Here is a 15,506-nt window from a genome sequence, read left to right as displayed (position 1 = left end):
ATGTTGATCGTGGTTGCGCTCGGCGGGAACGCGCTGATGAAACGTGGGGAACCGATGACGGCCGCAAACCAACGCACCAACATTCGGGGTGCCGCGCTGGCCCTGGCAGACGTCATTGCCAAAGGACATATGCTTGTGATCACGCACGGTAATGGCCCGCAGGTTGGACTGCTCGCCATGCAGGCGGCCGCCACGCCGGAGGAAGGCCAGTTTCCACTCGACGTGCTGGACGCCGAAAGTGCAGGCATGATCGGCTATGTCATTGAACAGGAACTCGGCAATGTTCTGAAAGACAGACGGTTTGCAACCCTGCTTACCCAGGTGAAGGTCGATTCCGGCGATCCGGCGTTCTCCACACCGACCAAACCCATCGGTCCAATGTACGATGAAGCAGCTGCCAGGGCGCTGGCGGCAACCCGCCATTGGAGAATCGCACCGGACGGTTCAGGATGGCGACGCGTGGTTCCCTCCCCAAAACCTCTGACCATCCTCGGAACCGAAGTGATCAGTATCCTCGTCGAACATGACGTCATTGTCATCTGCGCGGGTGGAGGCGGTATTCCTGTCGTTAAAAAACCGGACGGCAGCCTGGTGGGTGTGGAGGCGGTGATCGACAAGGATTTGGCCAGTGCTTTGTTGGCTCGGCAACTTCGCGCAGACGCTTTGCTGATGTTGACGGATGTCGACGCGGTTTATGCCGATTATGGGACAATACATGCTCGCAAGCTTGAAACCATTGATGCTGGGTCAGTGAAAGCCGCAGACTTCGCGTCCGGATCAATGGGTCCCAAAATCGCCGCGGCCGCCGAATTCGCCCAGACCACCGGAAAATCCGCATACATTGGTTCTCTTGGAGACGCTGTCGCCATCCTGCAAGGTGAGGACGGCACGCGCATCGCCCCTCGAGCACCTTCTTGCCCATCTTGAGCGAGCCGCCGCACCCGTTCATACGCCTGACACAATGTGGAAGGGGCCGAGCGTTCGAACCCCTTGCACATGTATCCTTGGGACCGCTTCATAGTTATTCAGCTGGCGCAACGACCTGACTGAATGGCTGCCCTCCAGCTCCGGTGAATGAAACAACCCGATAATCGATAGTCCGATCACTTCGCTCATCCGTAACAATCATGTCCGTTGTGGCAATTGCGATAGATCAAAGCACAGGCAAATGGCACGTCATAAGCTCACACTTAAAGGAAACGACGCGTACCGTATTGCGGTCGTCGGTCGCCTGACCGAATAGGACAAAAAAATGCGTACACTGGGATTTGTGCCGTTGTTGACTCACCCCGATGCGAGTTCAGAAAAGTTCGTGATGAACGCCATGGCGGTTGCGAAACACCTTGATGCGGATGTGTATGCACAATGCATTTACGTGGACATTCCTGACGTTTCCAATGCGTTCTCCGGCGTTTTGTTGAACGTACCTGAGATGATCCGGGAAGCCGAAAACAAGAGCCGAAAGGCGGGAGAAAAGTTGCTGGAGGCCGTGGCGAAGGCCGCCACAGAAGCGGATGTATCCGTAACGACAGAAGAAACCAACGCGCCTCCTTATGGGATCGGCGAGGTTGCTGCCTCACAGGCACGCTACGGTGATCTTTCGATGATGGAATGGGATACCGCTGGCTCTTCGGCACGGGTAGTAGCTGAGGAAGTCCTCTTCAGCTCCGGCCGTCCTGTCGTTCTCCTTCCTACTTCCATGACGGTTGGAGTTATCGACCATATAATGATCGCTTGGGACGGGAGCCGGGTCGCCGCGCGTGCCCTCGCCGACGCAACGCCATTCTTGCTGCGCGCGAAGCGAATCTCGGTTGCGACGGTGTTGGATGAAAAGCCCATCGACAAAAACATCGGCGAACGACTAGCGCTTGCATTACAACGGCGTGGTCTCGCCGCTGAGGTTCTCACTCTCAACATCGGGGGCCGCGCGATAGGCGAGGCCCTTCAGGCACATGCGCTGGAATTTGGAGCGCAGCTTCTGGTCATGGGCGGGTTTGGTCATTCGCGGATCAGAGATTTCGTCCTGGGTGGCGCGACTGCGGACGTTTTCAACCATGTGCGCCTGCCAATCCTGCTTTCACACTGATTGGTTGCGTGGGGCGAGACCAGGCACCCTGCGCGTGACAGCGGCCTACCCGCGCTGGAGGTGGTTCCGCGATCGGCGGTGTGATCATCGCCAATAGAGATGGACGCGGATGGGTCGCCCCTATAGACCCTGGTCACACATCAAGCACCGAGTTTGTCTGACGGCAATTTCATCAGTTGAACGGCCACGGCCCTTTCTTCATCGGTTGGGATGACGAGCACCTGGACTGCGGAGTGTGAGGCGCTGATCAATTCATCGCCGCGCCAGTTGCGTTGCGCATCGATCTCCACGCCAAGCCATCGAGCAGCCTCTCCGATCCTTTGGCGGATAAGCGGTGAGTTCTCGCCTATGCCCGCGCAGAAAACCAATGTGTCTAATCCGGACAAAGCGGCGGCCATGGATCCAATCTCCCTGCCCGCTCGGTAGACAAAGAGATCGACTGCTTCTTTGGCAGATGGTTCATCGGACTCAATCAGCGCCTGCATGTCTCCCGAGACGCCGGAGACGCCAAGCATGCCGGATTCATTGTAGAGCATCTGAACGACCTGTTCGATCGACATGCCGCGCTGCTGCAACAAATGCAAGACAAGCCCAGGATCAACCGATCCGCAGCGCGTACTCATTACAAGACCATCCAAGGTCGAGAAACCCATCGTCGTTGCAACGCTCTTGCCGCCTTCCATGGCGCACAAGCTCGAACCACTGCCGAGATGGGCAACAATGACCCTTCCTCCAGCATTCGCGCCGTGTCGCGATTTCAGCCGCGACGCGATATAGGCGTAGGAAATCCCGTGGAACCCGTAGGCCTTCAAGCCCTCCTGTTCCAGCGCGCGTGGAAGGCCGTAGAGTGTCGCCAATCTTGGACGGCCGAAGTGAAAAGACGTATCGAAGCATCCGAATTGGACGGCTTTCGGGAAAGCTTTTGCTGCGCCATCGATAATCTCGAGGTTTCGCGGCTGGTGCATAGGTGCCAGCGGCACAAGGCTAAGCAATTTTTCGATCACCGAAGCGTCTAGCACTGTGGGCCGGGTGAACTCCGAACCTCCGTGGACAATCCGGTGTCCAACCGCCTTGATGGCAGGGGTGAGGCTGCGGTTGGAAATATCGTCAACGGCAAGCTCCATCGCACCCTTGATGTCGCTCGATTCCATATCCAGCCGAACGTGTTCCGCTTGCGTGTTGTCGCCAACCATAACCTTCATCTGCGGATTCTTGCCCAAGGACGAAATGTTACCGCGCAGAAGGGCCGGCAACCCTTTCTTCTGTTGGAAGACTGCGAATTTCAGGCTTGAAGACCCGGCATTGAGAATGAGGATCGCGTTGGCCATGATGTCAGCAGTATCGGGGTTATTGCGGTTTGTCCTCACAGTAGCAGACTGACGGTTTTTCAATGCGGATTGGAGGACGGTGATGCAGGCACCGCTTGGTCGACATTTGTGCTCCATTTCCAGTTCAGGATTTCCGGCATGTCCTGACCATGCTCGCGGATATAGTCATGATGGGCCAACAAATTTGCTTGCATGAGTTGTTTCAGTTCCGCTGCTTGAGGGTCAAATGAAGCAACCTGTTCGATCACGCTCAGAACAAGGCTGAACCTGTCGAGGCCGTTCAACACCGTCATGTCGAACGGCGTCGTCGTCGTGCCCTCCTCGTTATAGCCGCGCACATGGAAGTTGTCGTGATTGGTCCTGCGGTAGGTCAGACGATGGATCGTCCATGGATAGCCGTGATAGGAGAAGATGACAGGCCTGTCCTTGGTGAACATTGCATCGAACTCGTCGTCGGCAAGCCCGTGCGGATGGCGTTCCTTTGGCTGCAGCGCCATGAGGTCAACAACATTGACCACCCGAACACGAAGCTCGGGCATGAACACCCGCAAGATGCTGACGGCCGCAAGTGTTTCGAGCGTCGGCACATCGCCCGCACATGCCATGACAACGTCGGGCTCAAGGCCGCCCTCATTCGAAGCCCAGTGCCATATCCCCAGGCCTGCTTTGCAGTGGACACGAGCCTCCTCCAGCGACAGCCACTGCCACAGTGGCGGCTTTCCCGCGACGATGATGTTGATCCGATCCCAGGTGCGCAACACGTGATCGGTTATGCAAAGCAACGTGTTGGCGTCCGGGGGAAGATAAACGCGCACGACATCGGCCTTCTTGTTGAGGGCGACGTCGATGAAACCCGGATCCTGGTGACTGAAGCCGTTGTGCTCCTGGTGCCAAACATGGCTGGTGAGGAGATAGTTGAGGGAGGAGATCGGTTGACGCCAAGGAATGTCTCGAGCCGCGTCCAACCATTTTGCGTGCTGGTTGAACATTGAATCGACGATGTGGACGAAGGCCTCGTAACACGAAAAAAAGCCGTGCCTTCCCGTGAGAAGATAACCCTCAAGCCATCCTTGGCAGGTGTGCTCGGACAGGATTTCCATCACCCTCCCGTTGGGACCAAGATTGGTGTCCTCCGGCAATACCGTAGCCATCCAGGTGCGGTCTGTGACTTCGAACACGTTCTGAAGGCGGTTCGACGCGGTTTCGTCGGGCCCTACCATCCGGAAGTTTCTTGATGTTACGTTTGCCTGCATCACGTCGCGCAAAAACGCACCCATCACTTTAGTGCCTTCCGCCTTCACAGCGCCTGGCTCCGACAAGGACACCGCATGGGTTTCGAGGTCGGGCATCTCGAGCGACTGGCGCAACATTCCGCCGTTGGCATGGGGGTTGCAGCCCATCCTGCGGCTGCCACGAGGGGTGGTTTCAACAATCTCGGCGATGGGCGCTCCCCTCGCATCAAAGAGTTCTTCCGGCCGATAGCTGAGCAACCATTCCTCGAGAAGCCTGAGGTGTTCCGGATTGTCGACGAACCCGGACAGCGGGACCTGGTGGGAACGCCAGAACCCTTCGGTCTTCAAGCCGTCGACCTCTTTGGGTCCTGTCCATCCCTTGGGACTGCGCAGTACGATCATCGGCCAAATCGGACGTTTCGCATGGGCATCGTAGTCTTGCCTCGATGCTGTCTGGATCGACCGGATTTTGTCCATAGCCTCATCGAGCGCCGCCGCCATCAGCTCATGCGTCAGCGCCGGATCGTCTCCCTCCACAAAAATCGGATCGTAGCCATATCCGACAAAAAGCGAACGTAGTTCTTCATGCGGAATTCTCGCCAGTACCGTCGGGTTGGCGATCTTATAGCCGTTCAGGTGCAGTATAGGCAGAACGGCACCGTCGCGCTGCGGATTCAGGAACTTGTTGGAGTGCCAAGCTGCGGCGAGCGGTCCTGTTTCAGCTTCGCCGTCCCCCACGACGCACGCGACGACAATATCCGGATTGTCGAAGGCCGCGCCGAAGGCGTGGGACAATGAATACCCCAGCTCGCCGCCTTCATTAATGGAACCCGGCACGTCCGGCGCGGCGTGGCTCGGAATGCCGCCGGGAAACGAAAACTGCCGGAACAGCTTGCCCATGCCTTTTTCGTTGAGGGTGACGTCCGGGTAACGGGCGGTATAGCTCCCTTCGAGATAGGCGTTCGCAACCATTGCGGGCCCACCGTGCCCCGGCCCGCATATATAAACTATATTGGCGTCCTGCTTTCGGATGATCCGGTTCAGGTGAGCGTAGATGAAACTCAAGCCCGGGGACGTTCCCCAGTGACCGAGCAGCCGCGGCTTTACATGCTCAAGTTTCAGCGGCTTTCTAAGCAAAGGATTGTCGAGGAGGTATATCTGCCCCACCGTCAAATAATTGGCGGCCCGCCAATACACATCGATCTGTTCCGCTTCTTGGCGAGAGAGACGCTTTGCGGTGACTGCTGCATCGTTGGACATTTCGGCCTCCTGTGCGCTGCTGTGGTGATGCCATGCGAGTGGCGGGGTTCAATCACCAGTCCTGATTGGCTCAAGGCTCTATGGTTCGAGCGGTCACATCTTCGAAGACCTTGTCAACTTCGCCGTCCGCAAATGTAGCCGAATCGGAAACGAACCGGGAGCCGATGGTCATCAGTTTGCGCGTTTCGGCAGCGTACTCCGAAGCGGCGTCGCGGCAAAATTCTCCATACACTCCAAACGTGTTGTGATACTTCTCGGAAGTGATCAGATCGTCAATCAACTTCACGTCCTGCTCGCAACGGCTTTGGACGAACGCCAGAGACTCGATTTGCATGCGGATCAAGGCCTTTAACGCGTGAGCCTGTATATGCACAGCTGCCATCGCCAGTGTCCGGCTGGCCTGGGCAAAGGGAACGGAATTGACGATGGACGCGGAAGGCTGGGATTCAAATTGATAGGACATATCTGATCCTTCGGTCGAAGCCTGAAAGCGGAATGCAATCAGATTACCGACCGTCTCACGCAGGTCGCGGCACTTCATTGACATAGGTCAAACTCAACGCACACAAACAGATCGAGCTGTAAAAGCCTGTATCGGGCAAGCTAGGATTTGGTTCGAAGCGTAGACTCCGGCTTCTTTGACCGAGATCAAAGTGCAACTTTTCGACCAGGCTAACATAGATGGGGACTTTCTCCTTGATCCGGCAACATGAGAAGCCGCAAAGACCTTCCAGCATGAAAGGACATCTGATGATCGCGAGACCGCAACGCTGCCTGAACGATCCCAAGCGTGCGGAGGATTGCGAACTGGCGATCCAGTTGCGGTTGATGGAGCTGCTCAGCGACGCCTTCGCCGCGGGATGGGGAAAGCTGGAGGTGCTTGCCGCCATGAACAGAATTGCTGACCAGGCAGCTCTCAAACTAGATGCCAAAGTTCAGGTCGACGTCGCGAGCTACTTGAGAAAGTTCAGTAGGAAGAGTTGATATTGTTCGTTACTGCCGCCCAACCTTCGCCATGCAAGCCATGCGGCATGGCGGAACCCAAGGGCCTTCGTCGGGATTGAGAATGGAAATGCACGTTTATTTGTCTGCCTTGGCTGGAGGTATGCTGATCGGGCTGTCCGCGACAATGTTCCTACTGTTCAACGGCCGTGTTGCCGGCATCAGCGGAATTGTCGGGCGGTTGGCGCAAGGCCTCAACACAGGTCTCAACGCGGCCTTTGTCCTGGGGCTGATATTGGGACCACTCCTGTTCAATGCTTTGTTCGGCCGTTGGCCCGTCGTTACAGTCACTTCATCTTGGCCGCTGATCATTTGCGCGGGATTTCTGGTTGGGTTCGGAACACGGATGGGATCCGGATGCACCAGCGGCCACGGCGTGCTCGGCCTCGCGCGATTTTCGCGCCGCTCGATTGCGGCGGTCGTCACTTTCCTGGCCACAGGCATTGCTGCGGTAACGATCCTGAGGATCGCCGGGCTATGAAGCATCCATACGCACAACTCGCCATAGCCTTGGTCTCGGGATTGGTATTCGGCTTTGGACTGTCTTTGTCCGGAATGCTGAATCCGCAACGTGTGCAAGGTTTCCTTGATATTTTCGGTGTGTGGGATCCCAGTCTCGCTTTCGTGCTGGGGGGAGCGGTAGTCGTTGCGACGTTCGGAGTCCAGATCATGCGGATATCCAGCCACCCCGTCTTGGAACCGAGATACCACGTTCCAACGAACAAGAAGATCGATGCGCCGCTCATCCTTGGTTCGGCAATCTTCGGGATCGGGTGGGGCCTCGGCGGATTGTGCCCGGGCCCAGCCGTGGCACTGTTGTCTATGGGATCGGTTAAGCCAACGGTTTTCGTCGTCTGCATGCTCGCCGGCATGCAAGTGCACGACCGTTTGCTTAGAACGAGCCAGACCAGTGACCCGCCAATTGACCTTCAACTGCGTCGCTGAGGTGACGTTACGATGAACCTGTCACTTCATCGCTTTGTGCCCTGTCTTTTCGGTGATCAAGATCCGGAAATAGACGGGCTGCAGCGCCCGCACATGATCCCGAATGACAGTTTTCACAAAGGCTGGCTCCCACCATTCAGCTCGTCTGCTCAGAAGTCCGTACGCTTCGTTGCGTGCCTCGTTGGTGTCCTGATCATGGGTCAGCTCCTCGTATTGCCCCATGACGATGACGCTTTGCCAATCGTTGGTTGCAGAGACGTTGTCGAATTCCACGCAAACCTTCGGATTGCTCCGCATCCATTCAACCTTGCGGCCGAATGTGGTAAACGCGTAGAGCGCGCCAAAGTGATGGGCGAAATTCAGCGGGACGATATAGGGCTGGCCGTCATGCACACAGGCCAACCGTCCCACGGTGGCGTTCTCGATCACTTGCATGATTTCGAATTGGTTCATCTCGGTAATCTGCATGGTGAATTACTCCTTGTTGCGCGCTGTTACGGTTGCCTTCTCAACGTGCCATGAGGACAGGCAGGTTGGAATCATCAACAATAGATCTGGTCACACCACCAACGATCCACTCCCGCGTGCGCGAATGACCGTAGCCGCCCATGACGATTAAATCGGCAGAGATGTCCGTTGCATGTTGTTTCAGGACATCTGCGATGGACTGGCCTCCGCTCGGAAGACGGTCCACGTCAACGTTGATTCCGTGATGCGAAAGATAGGCGGCGATGTCGGCACCGGGTTCGGGACCATTGGCGATCGAACTGGTGTCGGGATCGACCATGGTCACGTGTACCTCTTCAGCAGAAGCCATGATGTCTAACGCCTCGCGGGCCGCCCTCGTGCATTCCACACCAGAATCCCAGGCAAGCAAAACACGCTTCGGACGGAGCGTTGGCTTCGTGCCATGCGGGATCAAAAGGATTGGTCGGCCGGACTCGAACAAGGCTCCGTCGATAACTTTGGCCTTTAACGCTTCATTGGTGAGAAGATCAGGACCAATAATAGTCGCGTCTGCATAGCGCGCATATCTCCCGACGATGTGCCCAATTCGCGCGAGTTCGGGATATTCGTCTGTTATCGCAGCCGAAATGTCTACATCTCTGACTAGCATCTCCACGTCTTCGACCCTCCCTTTGAGGACAGCGAGATCTCTCTGACGTTCCTTCACCCATACATCGGCGGTGCCAATCGGGTAGTCCCCGATTGGCGGCAAAGATGCGACAGCGAAAACCATCACCGATAGTTGGGCGTTAATTTCCGAACAGAGGTCAATTGCAATCTTTAGGTCGTTGTCGGTTTGATTAACCTCTACGATGCTCAGCAGGCTCTTGAAACGCATTTTAATCCCTCCGAGTGGAAACAACGTTTTCGTGGACCCAACATTAGAGGCAAGCCTGTAAGTCGGCATTGCGCTAGATCAATGTGTGAGGGACGCACGGGTCCTACATTCTGAGGCGCGATTGACGCGAGGACTAATTCGGGAAATCAACGCCAGTAGACGCTGGAGGAGAAAATGGACTTGCACGATTTGAGGGCTCGACTCGCCAAGGGAAATGACGAAGCCGAAGCGCTAATTAGGGACATTCAAGAAATGCTTGCCTCGGGCAAGATGCCGGGTAATCGGGCGTGGACCGATCTGTTAAATGGCATGATGAAGCGATATGAAAGTACCATCGAAGCCAATCAAGAAATCATATCTAGGATCGATGATCAGTCGATGTCTGTCGCAGACTGACTCGCCCGATTTCTTTGGAGACGGCAGACGGCGAAGGTGAATCCGTTCCCCAGTTCCGGGAGCGAAGCGCCGCCCGGGGAGGCACATCGACAGGTGTGCGGTAGACGCCGTCGCCAAGTCGTTCTTAACACTGTCCGAACCCGGAACCCGTAAAACGGAATGTGTGCGAGGTTACGACCTGCGGGAAATCATTCCTCGCGCTCGTCCCGGAGGATCTGTTTTTCAAGGTGCAAGCGGTCATTGACCAGACGGAGTAGCGGTGGACCAAACGCTTCAACCAACCGAGCCGGGTGGCCGACGCGTCGCGCTACAGCGAACAACGACTTCCAGTCCCATTGTCGCGTCCTCAAACCGGGTGTCGCTCCCACAATGTTGAAATTGCCGGTTGCGGCGATAGGTGCTCAACATGCAATGTTTTAGTACGCTGCAATCATCTCGTCGATGACGCCCGTGACGCCCGGCACTCCTTCGACAAGCGCTGTGAGCGCCTTGCGCTCTGCTTGTGAGCCGACGAGCCCCCACAGATGAACGTTGCCGCCCGTCACGATGACATTGCGGTTTCCGAAATCCGTCCACGTTTGCTGCTCCAATCGCGACAGGATCTCCTGCTTTATCATACGGCTCTCGTCCCATCCGTCCTGCGTGGCCATGGCAGATGACGCCAGCGCTTGGACCAGATTTGCCTGACTGACGATGCCAACCAACTCAGATCCCCGCATGATGGGAACCCGTTTAATGCGGTTGCGTTCCAGGATAGCCGCGATTTGCGCAAGCGGAGTGTCTTCTGTTGCTGTGATAACCTCTTTCGACATAAGTTCGTCTACCCGCTTGCCATGCGACTTCGCAAATTCTGCGGCGAGCGTTGTCGCCGGAGTCATAGCTTCGAGCCACCATGGTCGGTGCCTTTCTGTACCGATTTCTTCACGCCGCAAGAGATCAGCTTCGCTGATGATGCCGACGATGCCTCCCTTGTCATCGACAACTGGCACCGCGCTAACATCGTTGAGCATCATGAGTTTCGCCACCTCGGCAATGGGCGTATCCGGCCCTACCGTTGCCACGGCTCGTATCATTACATCAGATGCGTTCATGGCTCTCTCCGTCCAGCGTGGTCAAAATCAGGGGGCGACAATGTTTCAGAGATCATTTCATACCCCGACGACGGATTGATGACGCTCAGATGTCCAAGCCACGGAACGCCGACGCGTTTCCCTTGGCGCGTTGCGACAACACCTCTCTGTCAATGACTTTCCCGACGATTTCGTGTCCGGGCATGAGCGGCAACCGTGTATCCCCAAGACCGCCACAGGCCAGTCCCGCACACGGCGCAGGCTTCGACCTCAATCAAAAGTTCGCGCCATTCTCCGTACCGGAACAAAGCTCGAGGTTCCGCGTCCTGGTACCGCAATCATGCAACGATAATGCGGTCATCAAATATTTTCACTCCCGGCGCAGCCCAGGATGCCCGCTCCACCGCACTTCGTTCCGACTGCGCTTTCACGCGTCCCTCGAGTTTTATTGATGCGCATCAATGCGGGCAGCTCGTAGATCACCGAGGCTTGCAACCCGGAAAATAAATTCCGGATGATCAACGCAGGAGGCTACGCCATGAATTTCCTGGTGCTTTATTCCACGATTGAGGGTCAGACTCGAAAGATCGCCGAAGCGGTTGCCAGTCAACTGGAGACGCAAGGTCACATGGTCCTGCTGACCGATGCAAATCAGGTCGGATTTGCGGATCCAGGCACAGGCGACGGGGCGATCCTGTGCGCGCCTGTTCATATAGGTCGTTACCCGTCGCCATTTGTCCATTATGTCCATGACTGGAGTACGGTTCTCAACGGCATGCCGTCAGCCTTCATTTCCGTGTCGCTCTCCATTGCAAGTGCCGATGAGAAGGAAAAGACCGAGGCGAGGAATTATCCGGTCAGGCTTTCGGATGAGACGGGGTGGAAACCTCGGTTTGTCCTACACTGTGCCGGCGCACTCAAGTATACGGAGTACGACTTTTTCAAGCGCTGGATGCTCAAACGTATCGCATCGGCCGAGGGCGGACCGATTGACACAAAACACGATTACGAGCTGACCAATTGGGCCGAGGTCAAGCGCTTTGTCGATGACATCTCGCAAGCTCTCATCAAAGAACGCGATCTGGCGGGCGAGTAACAGCGATGTTTGGCTGGCTCGTTCGCGTGCTGTTGATTGTCGCCGGCGCGATCACCGGATGGTTCGTGACACGCGACGCTACAAACTTTGGGGTCCTGCAGATGTTTGTGATGCTGGCCCTGATTACCGTGTTCATGGGAATATTGGCCTTATGGCCAGCAGTCTTGTCGTGGTTTAGAGGCCAACGGTAAATTCTCCGAAAAAACGACCTGCTGCAGCAGCCAATCTTTGGCCTAGCCGATAATTCGTCGGACAGCGGGTAGAAACTTCACCACGTCGAACAGCAGCACCGCAACCACTCCGGCACCTGCAGCGAGCGCGGCCTGTCCAATTTGAAGCCTGGTGAATCCGAATAGTTCGGCCAGGTTGGGTTGGACAATGCAGATTGAAACAACCGACACTGCGATCGCCGCGGCGATCCAGAATGTCATTCGACCGCGTTCAAGCACGTGCACAATGACCGCTTCGCGGCTGCTGTTTACCAAGGCCAGCAACAAATTCCCGGCCGTTACGGCAATGAAAGCCGCAGTTCTGGCCGCTTCGACCGATGCTTCCTGCAGCAACAGTCCCTGGTAAAGCGCAAGGCACACGATGAGGAGCACGCCGCCCTGGAGAACGCCAAAGATAATCTGAGGAATGCCGGCAAGCGGATCTTCGACCGACCGCGGCGGCCGTATCATAATATCTCGCTCAGCTGGCGTGCGTTCAAAAACAATCGAGCACATCGGGTCGATGATCATCTCGATCACCACAACATGGGCCGGAAAGAAAAGCGGTGGCATGCCCGCAATCAGCGGTACTAGCGCCAACCCGGCGATCGGGACATGGATCGCGGAAATGTAGATCATCACCTTCCGCAGATTGTCGAAGATGCGCCTTCCCATCTTGACTGCCCTGACGATGCTTCCAAAATCTTCGTCGAGCAGCACTATCCCTGCCGCTTCGCGGGCGACGTCGGTGCCACGCTTTCCCATTGCAATGCCGATATGTGCCGCCTTGAGTGCTGGCGCATCGTTTACCCCATCGCCTGTCATGGCAACGATCTCACCCTGGCGTTTGAGAGCTTCAACAATACGCAGCTTTTGTTCGGGCATGATGCGGGCAAAGACATTTGCGCAAGAAACCAGCCGTTTCACCTCAGCATTATCCGCACGTTCGAGCTCGTCGCCAGTGACAGCGCCGTCTTTGGTGTCAATGCCGGCAGCAGAGGCGATCGCCAGTGCCGTTGCTGGATAATCACCCGTGATCATTTTGACCGATATTCCCGCACGGAATGCTTCACTCATTGCCGCAGGCACAGTTGTCCGCAAAGGATCCTCGAAGCCGAGCAGCCCCGTGAAGGTGAAATCGAAGCCGTGTTGTGATTCAGGCAGTTCACCCCGCGTGGCCGTCCCGATGCCAACGCCAAGGACACGCAAGCCTTTTTCGGCCATGGCCTGAACATGTTCCATGATCCTCGCTGCTTTTTCATCGGCGAGATGGCATAGATCGATGATGGCCTCCGGTGCGCCTTTGCAGGCAACCGCAAAATGCCCGGCGTCATTCTTCCAAGCGATAGACATTGCCAACAGTTCCGGCTTGAGGCCGTACTCGCGAACCATCGGCCAATCCATCGTTTCATACTCTCCGGCCCGTGACGCCAGTCCTGCGACCGCCCGGTCCATCGGATCGATGGATGCATGCCGTGTCGCGAGCCAAGCGGCATCTACGAGCGGACGGAAGGCTTGCGGTATGTCACGTAAGTCTGGCTCAACTTCGAGTTGGTCAGTCAAGGTGTCGAGAAACCGGACACGCATGCGATTTTCGGTGAGCGTCCCGGTCTTGTCCACGCAAAGAACGGTGGCGGCTCCAAGAGTTTCGATGACGGCGGGCCGGCGGGCCAGGACATTGATACGTGCGAGCCGCCATGCACCGATGGCCAGGAAAATTGTCAAAACGACCGGGAATTCTTCCGGCAGCATGCCCATGGCAAGCGCGATGCCGGAGAGGACGCCCTGCAGCCAGTCCCCTCGATAGACACCGTAGAAGACGACCAAAGCGCAGCACACAATCGCGGCCAGTCCTGCGAAAAGCCGAACGATCCGGTTCACGGAGATCTGCAGCCGGGTTCGTTCCACGACGATCGACGCCAACGAAACGCCGATGCGTCCCGCACGGGTCCGTGTTCCGGTGTCCAACACAGTCGCCGCTCCATGGCCCTTGACGACAAGCGTTCCGGAATAGACGAATGGCTGGTCGTCGCCTCCCGGCACGGCAGCCAGCTCACCGCCGTCGTCTGTGCGCTTGCGGACGGCAACACTCTCTCCTGTCAAGAGCGATTCATCGACAACCAACCCTGAGTTGCTGATCAACATTCCATCGGCTGGAACGCGTTCCCCTTCATCGAGCAGCATCAGGTCTCCTGCAACGACCTCACTCGCTCCAATGGTGCACTCCTTGCCGTCACGGAAGACCCGCGCCGTGGGTGCACCCAGCTTCCGCAGGGCGGCAAGCGCATTTTCGCTTCGCTGCTGCTGATAGAAGACGAGCCCGACGGTGAGGACAGCAAAGCCAGCCAGAAGGAGACCTTCCGCAAGGTCGCCAATCAGGAGATAAAGCGTTGCCGCCGCAACGAGGAGCAACAACATCGGTTCGGTCAAAATTTCTCTCGCGATAGCGAAGACCGACCTGCTGGTGTCTTCCGGCATAGTGTTGGGGCCATATTTTTCAAGCTGACGCTTGGCCTCGGCACTGGTCAGCCCCGCATGTATTGGGCTCGAAGACATCGCTGAGCGGGCAATCGGTTGCGGCATGTTCATCTCGTCACCTTGGTAATTCGCTTAAGAATTGGTCAGCGCATCATGAAAGTGGGGATTGGCGATGTTTCGATCATGGTCCTGGTTACGCCCCCAAACAGCCGCTCGCGCAGCCGCGAGTGTCCGTATGCCCCCATGACGATCATGTCGGCAGAGATTTCGCTGGCATGCTGTTTCAAAAGGTCTGCGACTGACGTGCCGCGTGTGCGCAACCGATCAACCTTCACCTTTATGCCATGTCTGGCCAGGTAGGCGGCAATGTTTGCCCGTGGACGGCTATCCGACACCTCCGCTGAATCGCCATCGACTATCGCAACGTGGACATCCACGGCCGTTGCCATGACATTGACGGCCTCACGCGCCGCGCGCACAGCCTCGATCCGCCCGTCCCAGGCAAGCATAACGTTATGCGGACGCAAGGTGGCACGCGCGCCTGTCGGCACTACCAAGGTCGGCCTTCCGGAATGGAACAGCGCTCCGCTTAATGCAGGCGTTTTCAGTGCAGGCTGATGCAGAAGATCAGGACCGATAATGGTGACGTCCGAAAATCGCGCGCGCTGCCCGATGATTTCGTCCGCCCAATCCTTTTCGCAATAGTAACTGTCGACGTCAGCCTTGAGGCCAGCAGTTTGGACAAGCGATATGATTTGCTTTTCGCGCTTCTTCATCGCAGCAATATCTGCCTCGCGCTCAAGCAACCACGCTCCGGAAACCACGACCCCATAGCCCCCCATCGGCGTGGGTGCGAGCGACACGATGAGGACGCTCAGATGCGCGTCCTGCTCCTTGCAGAGGTGGATGGCATTTAAAATGTCGCGGTCACACTGATCTATCCCGATGACACTAAAGACGCTCCTGCACGACATGGCAGCTATCCTTGTTTGAGGAACCATATGTCCAAGTCTTAGCCATAGGCCGGGGCACTGCAGGACTCCTTGCGCTGGATCAAAG

General features: G+C 56.7%; 15 protein-coding genes. 7 read left to right on the top strand and 8 right to left on the bottom strand.

The window, feature by feature from the left end; all coding sequences use genetic code 11:
- Positions 1–927: a carbamate kinase gene (gene arcC / locus ACSQ3H_RS29435; RefSeq protein WP_436120577.1), complete on the top strand. Its 927-nt coding sequence runs from the start codon at positions 1–3 to the stop codon at positions 925–927.
- 325 nt (positions 928–1,252) lie between these two features.
- Positions 1,253–2,086 (top strand): universal stress protein, encoded by an 834-nt coding sequence (locus ACSQ3H_RS29430; protein WP_436120576.1) that lies wholly within the window; start codon positions 1,253–1,255, stop codon positions 2,084–2,086.
- A gap of 140 nt (positions 2,087–2,226) precedes the next feature.
- Here the strand turns inward: ACSQ3H_RS29430 and ACSQ3H_RS29425 are convergent, their stop codons facing one another.
- The 3 genes from ACSQ3H_RS29425 to ACSQ3H_RS29415 form a co-directional block, all read right to left on the bottom strand.
- The gene (locus ACSQ3H_RS29425) at positions 2,227–3,414 is read right to left on the bottom strand and encodes an acetate/propionate family kinase (protein WP_436120575.1); all 1,188 of its coding nucleotides are present in this window, start codon (positions 3,412–3,414) and stop codon (positions 2,227–2,229) included.
- Between the two features lie 59 nt (positions 3,415–3,473).
- Complete coding sequence (locus tag ACSQ3H_RS29420; RefSeq protein WP_436120574.1) at positions 3,474–5,906, bottom strand: phosphoketolase family protein; 2,433 nt, start codon at positions 5,904–5,906, stop codon at positions 3,474–3,476.
- Positions 5,907–5,976: 70 nt separating this feature from the next.
- Positions 5,977–6,453 carry a phasin family protein gene (locus tag ACSQ3H_RS29415; protein ID WP_436120573.1) on the bottom strand — a complete coding sequence of 159 codons (477 nt, stop codon included), beginning with the start codon at positions 6,451–6,453 and terminating at the stop codon, positions 5,977–5,979.
- Positions 6,454–6,656: 203 nt separating this feature from the next.
- Here ACSQ3H_RS29415 and ACSQ3H_RS29410 point away from each other — a divergent pair, with 203 nt between their 5' ends.
- The 3 genes from ACSQ3H_RS29410 to ACSQ3H_RS29400 all read left to right on the top strand — a co-directional run bounded on the left by ACSQ3H_RS29410 (position 6,657) and on the right by ACSQ3H_RS29400 (position 7,853).
- A complete protein-coding gene (locus ACSQ3H_RS29410; protein ID WP_436120572.1) occupies positions 6,657–6,890 on the top strand; it encodes a hypothetical protein in 234 nt (77 codons plus the stop codon).
- Between the two features lie 88 nt (positions 6,891–6,978).
- Complete coding sequence (locus tag ACSQ3H_RS29405) at positions 6,979–7,389, top strand: YeeE/YedE family protein (protein ID WP_436120823.1); 411 nt, start codon at positions 6,979–6,981, stop codon at positions 7,387–7,389.
- Complete coding sequence (locus tag ACSQ3H_RS29400; RefSeq protein ID WP_436120571.1) at positions 7,386–7,853, top strand: DUF6691 family protein; 468 nt, start codon at positions 7,386–7,388, stop codon at positions 7,851–7,853. The genes ACSQ3H_RS29405 and ACSQ3H_RS29400 overlap by 4 nt, the downstream gene beginning before the upstream one ends.
- Positions 7,854–7,874: 21 nt before the next feature.
- On the opposite strand, the gene ACSQ3H_RS29395 is transcribed toward ACSQ3H_RS29400, so the two are convergent.
- Complete coding sequence (locus tag ACSQ3H_RS29395; protein WP_436120570.1) at positions 7,875–8,321, bottom strand: pyridoxamine 5'-phosphate oxidase family protein; 447 nt, start codon at positions 8,319–8,321, stop codon at positions 7,875–7,877.
- Between the two features lie 40 nt (positions 8,322–8,361).
- Positions 8,362–9,198: a universal stress protein gene (locus tag ACSQ3H_RS29390; RefSeq protein ID WP_436120569.1), complete on the bottom strand. Its 837-nt coding sequence runs from the start codon at positions 9,196–9,198 to the stop codon at positions 8,362–8,364.
- A 174-nt stretch (positions 9,199–9,372) separates the two neighbouring features.
- Here ACSQ3H_RS29390 and ACSQ3H_RS29385 point away from each other — a divergent pair, with 174 nt between their 5' ends.
- Positions 9,373–9,594 (top strand): hypothetical protein, encoded by a 222-nt coding sequence (locus tag ACSQ3H_RS29385; RefSeq protein WP_436120568.1) that lies wholly within the window; start codon positions 9,373–9,375, stop codon positions 9,592–9,594.
- A gap of 416 nt (positions 9,595–10,010) precedes the next feature.
- On the opposite strand, the gene ACSQ3H_RS29380 is transcribed toward ACSQ3H_RS29385, so the two are convergent.
- On the bottom strand, positions 10,011–10,685 hold the full coding sequence (locus ACSQ3H_RS29380; protein ID WP_436120567.1) for a CBS domain-containing protein: 675 nt from the start codon (positions 10,683–10,685) through the stop codon (positions 10,011–10,013).
- Positions 10,686–11,202: 517 nt separating this feature from the next.
- On the opposite strand from ACSQ3H_RS29380, the gene ACSQ3H_RS29375 reads away from it, so the two are divergent.
- On the top strand, positions 11,203–11,760 hold the full coding sequence (locus ACSQ3H_RS29375) for a flavodoxin domain-containing protein (RefSeq protein WP_436120566.1): 558 nt from the start codon (positions 11,203–11,205) through the stop codon (positions 11,758–11,760).
- A gap of 233 nt (positions 11,761–11,993) precedes the next feature.
- On the opposite strand, the gene ACSQ3H_RS29370 is transcribed toward ACSQ3H_RS29375, so the two are convergent.
- Together ACSQ3H_RS29370 and ACSQ3H_RS29365 are read right to left on the bottom strand one after the other, a co-directional pair.
- On the bottom strand, positions 11,994–14,558 hold the full coding sequence (locus tag ACSQ3H_RS29370) for a cation-translocating P-type ATPase (protein WP_436120565.1): 2,565 nt from the start codon (positions 14,556–14,558) through the stop codon (positions 11,994–11,996).
- Between the two features lie 32 nt (positions 14,559–14,590).
- Positions 14,591–15,421 carry a universal stress protein gene (locus ACSQ3H_RS29365; protein WP_436120564.1) on the bottom strand — a complete coding sequence of 277 codons (831 nt, stop codon included), beginning with the start codon at positions 15,419–15,421 and terminating at the stop codon, positions 14,591–14,593.
- Positions 15,422–15,506 lie beyond the last annotated feature (85 nt).

This window comes from Phyllobacterium sp. LjRoot231, assembly GCF_964253365.1.
In the GTDB taxonomy this organism is placed as follows: domain Bacteria; phylum Pseudomonadota; class Alphaproteobacteria; order Rhizobiales; family Rhizobiaceae; genus Phyllobacterium.
Note: the sequence above shows the minus strand (reverse complement) of the source record. Positions and strands in the feature narration are given on the sequence as shown.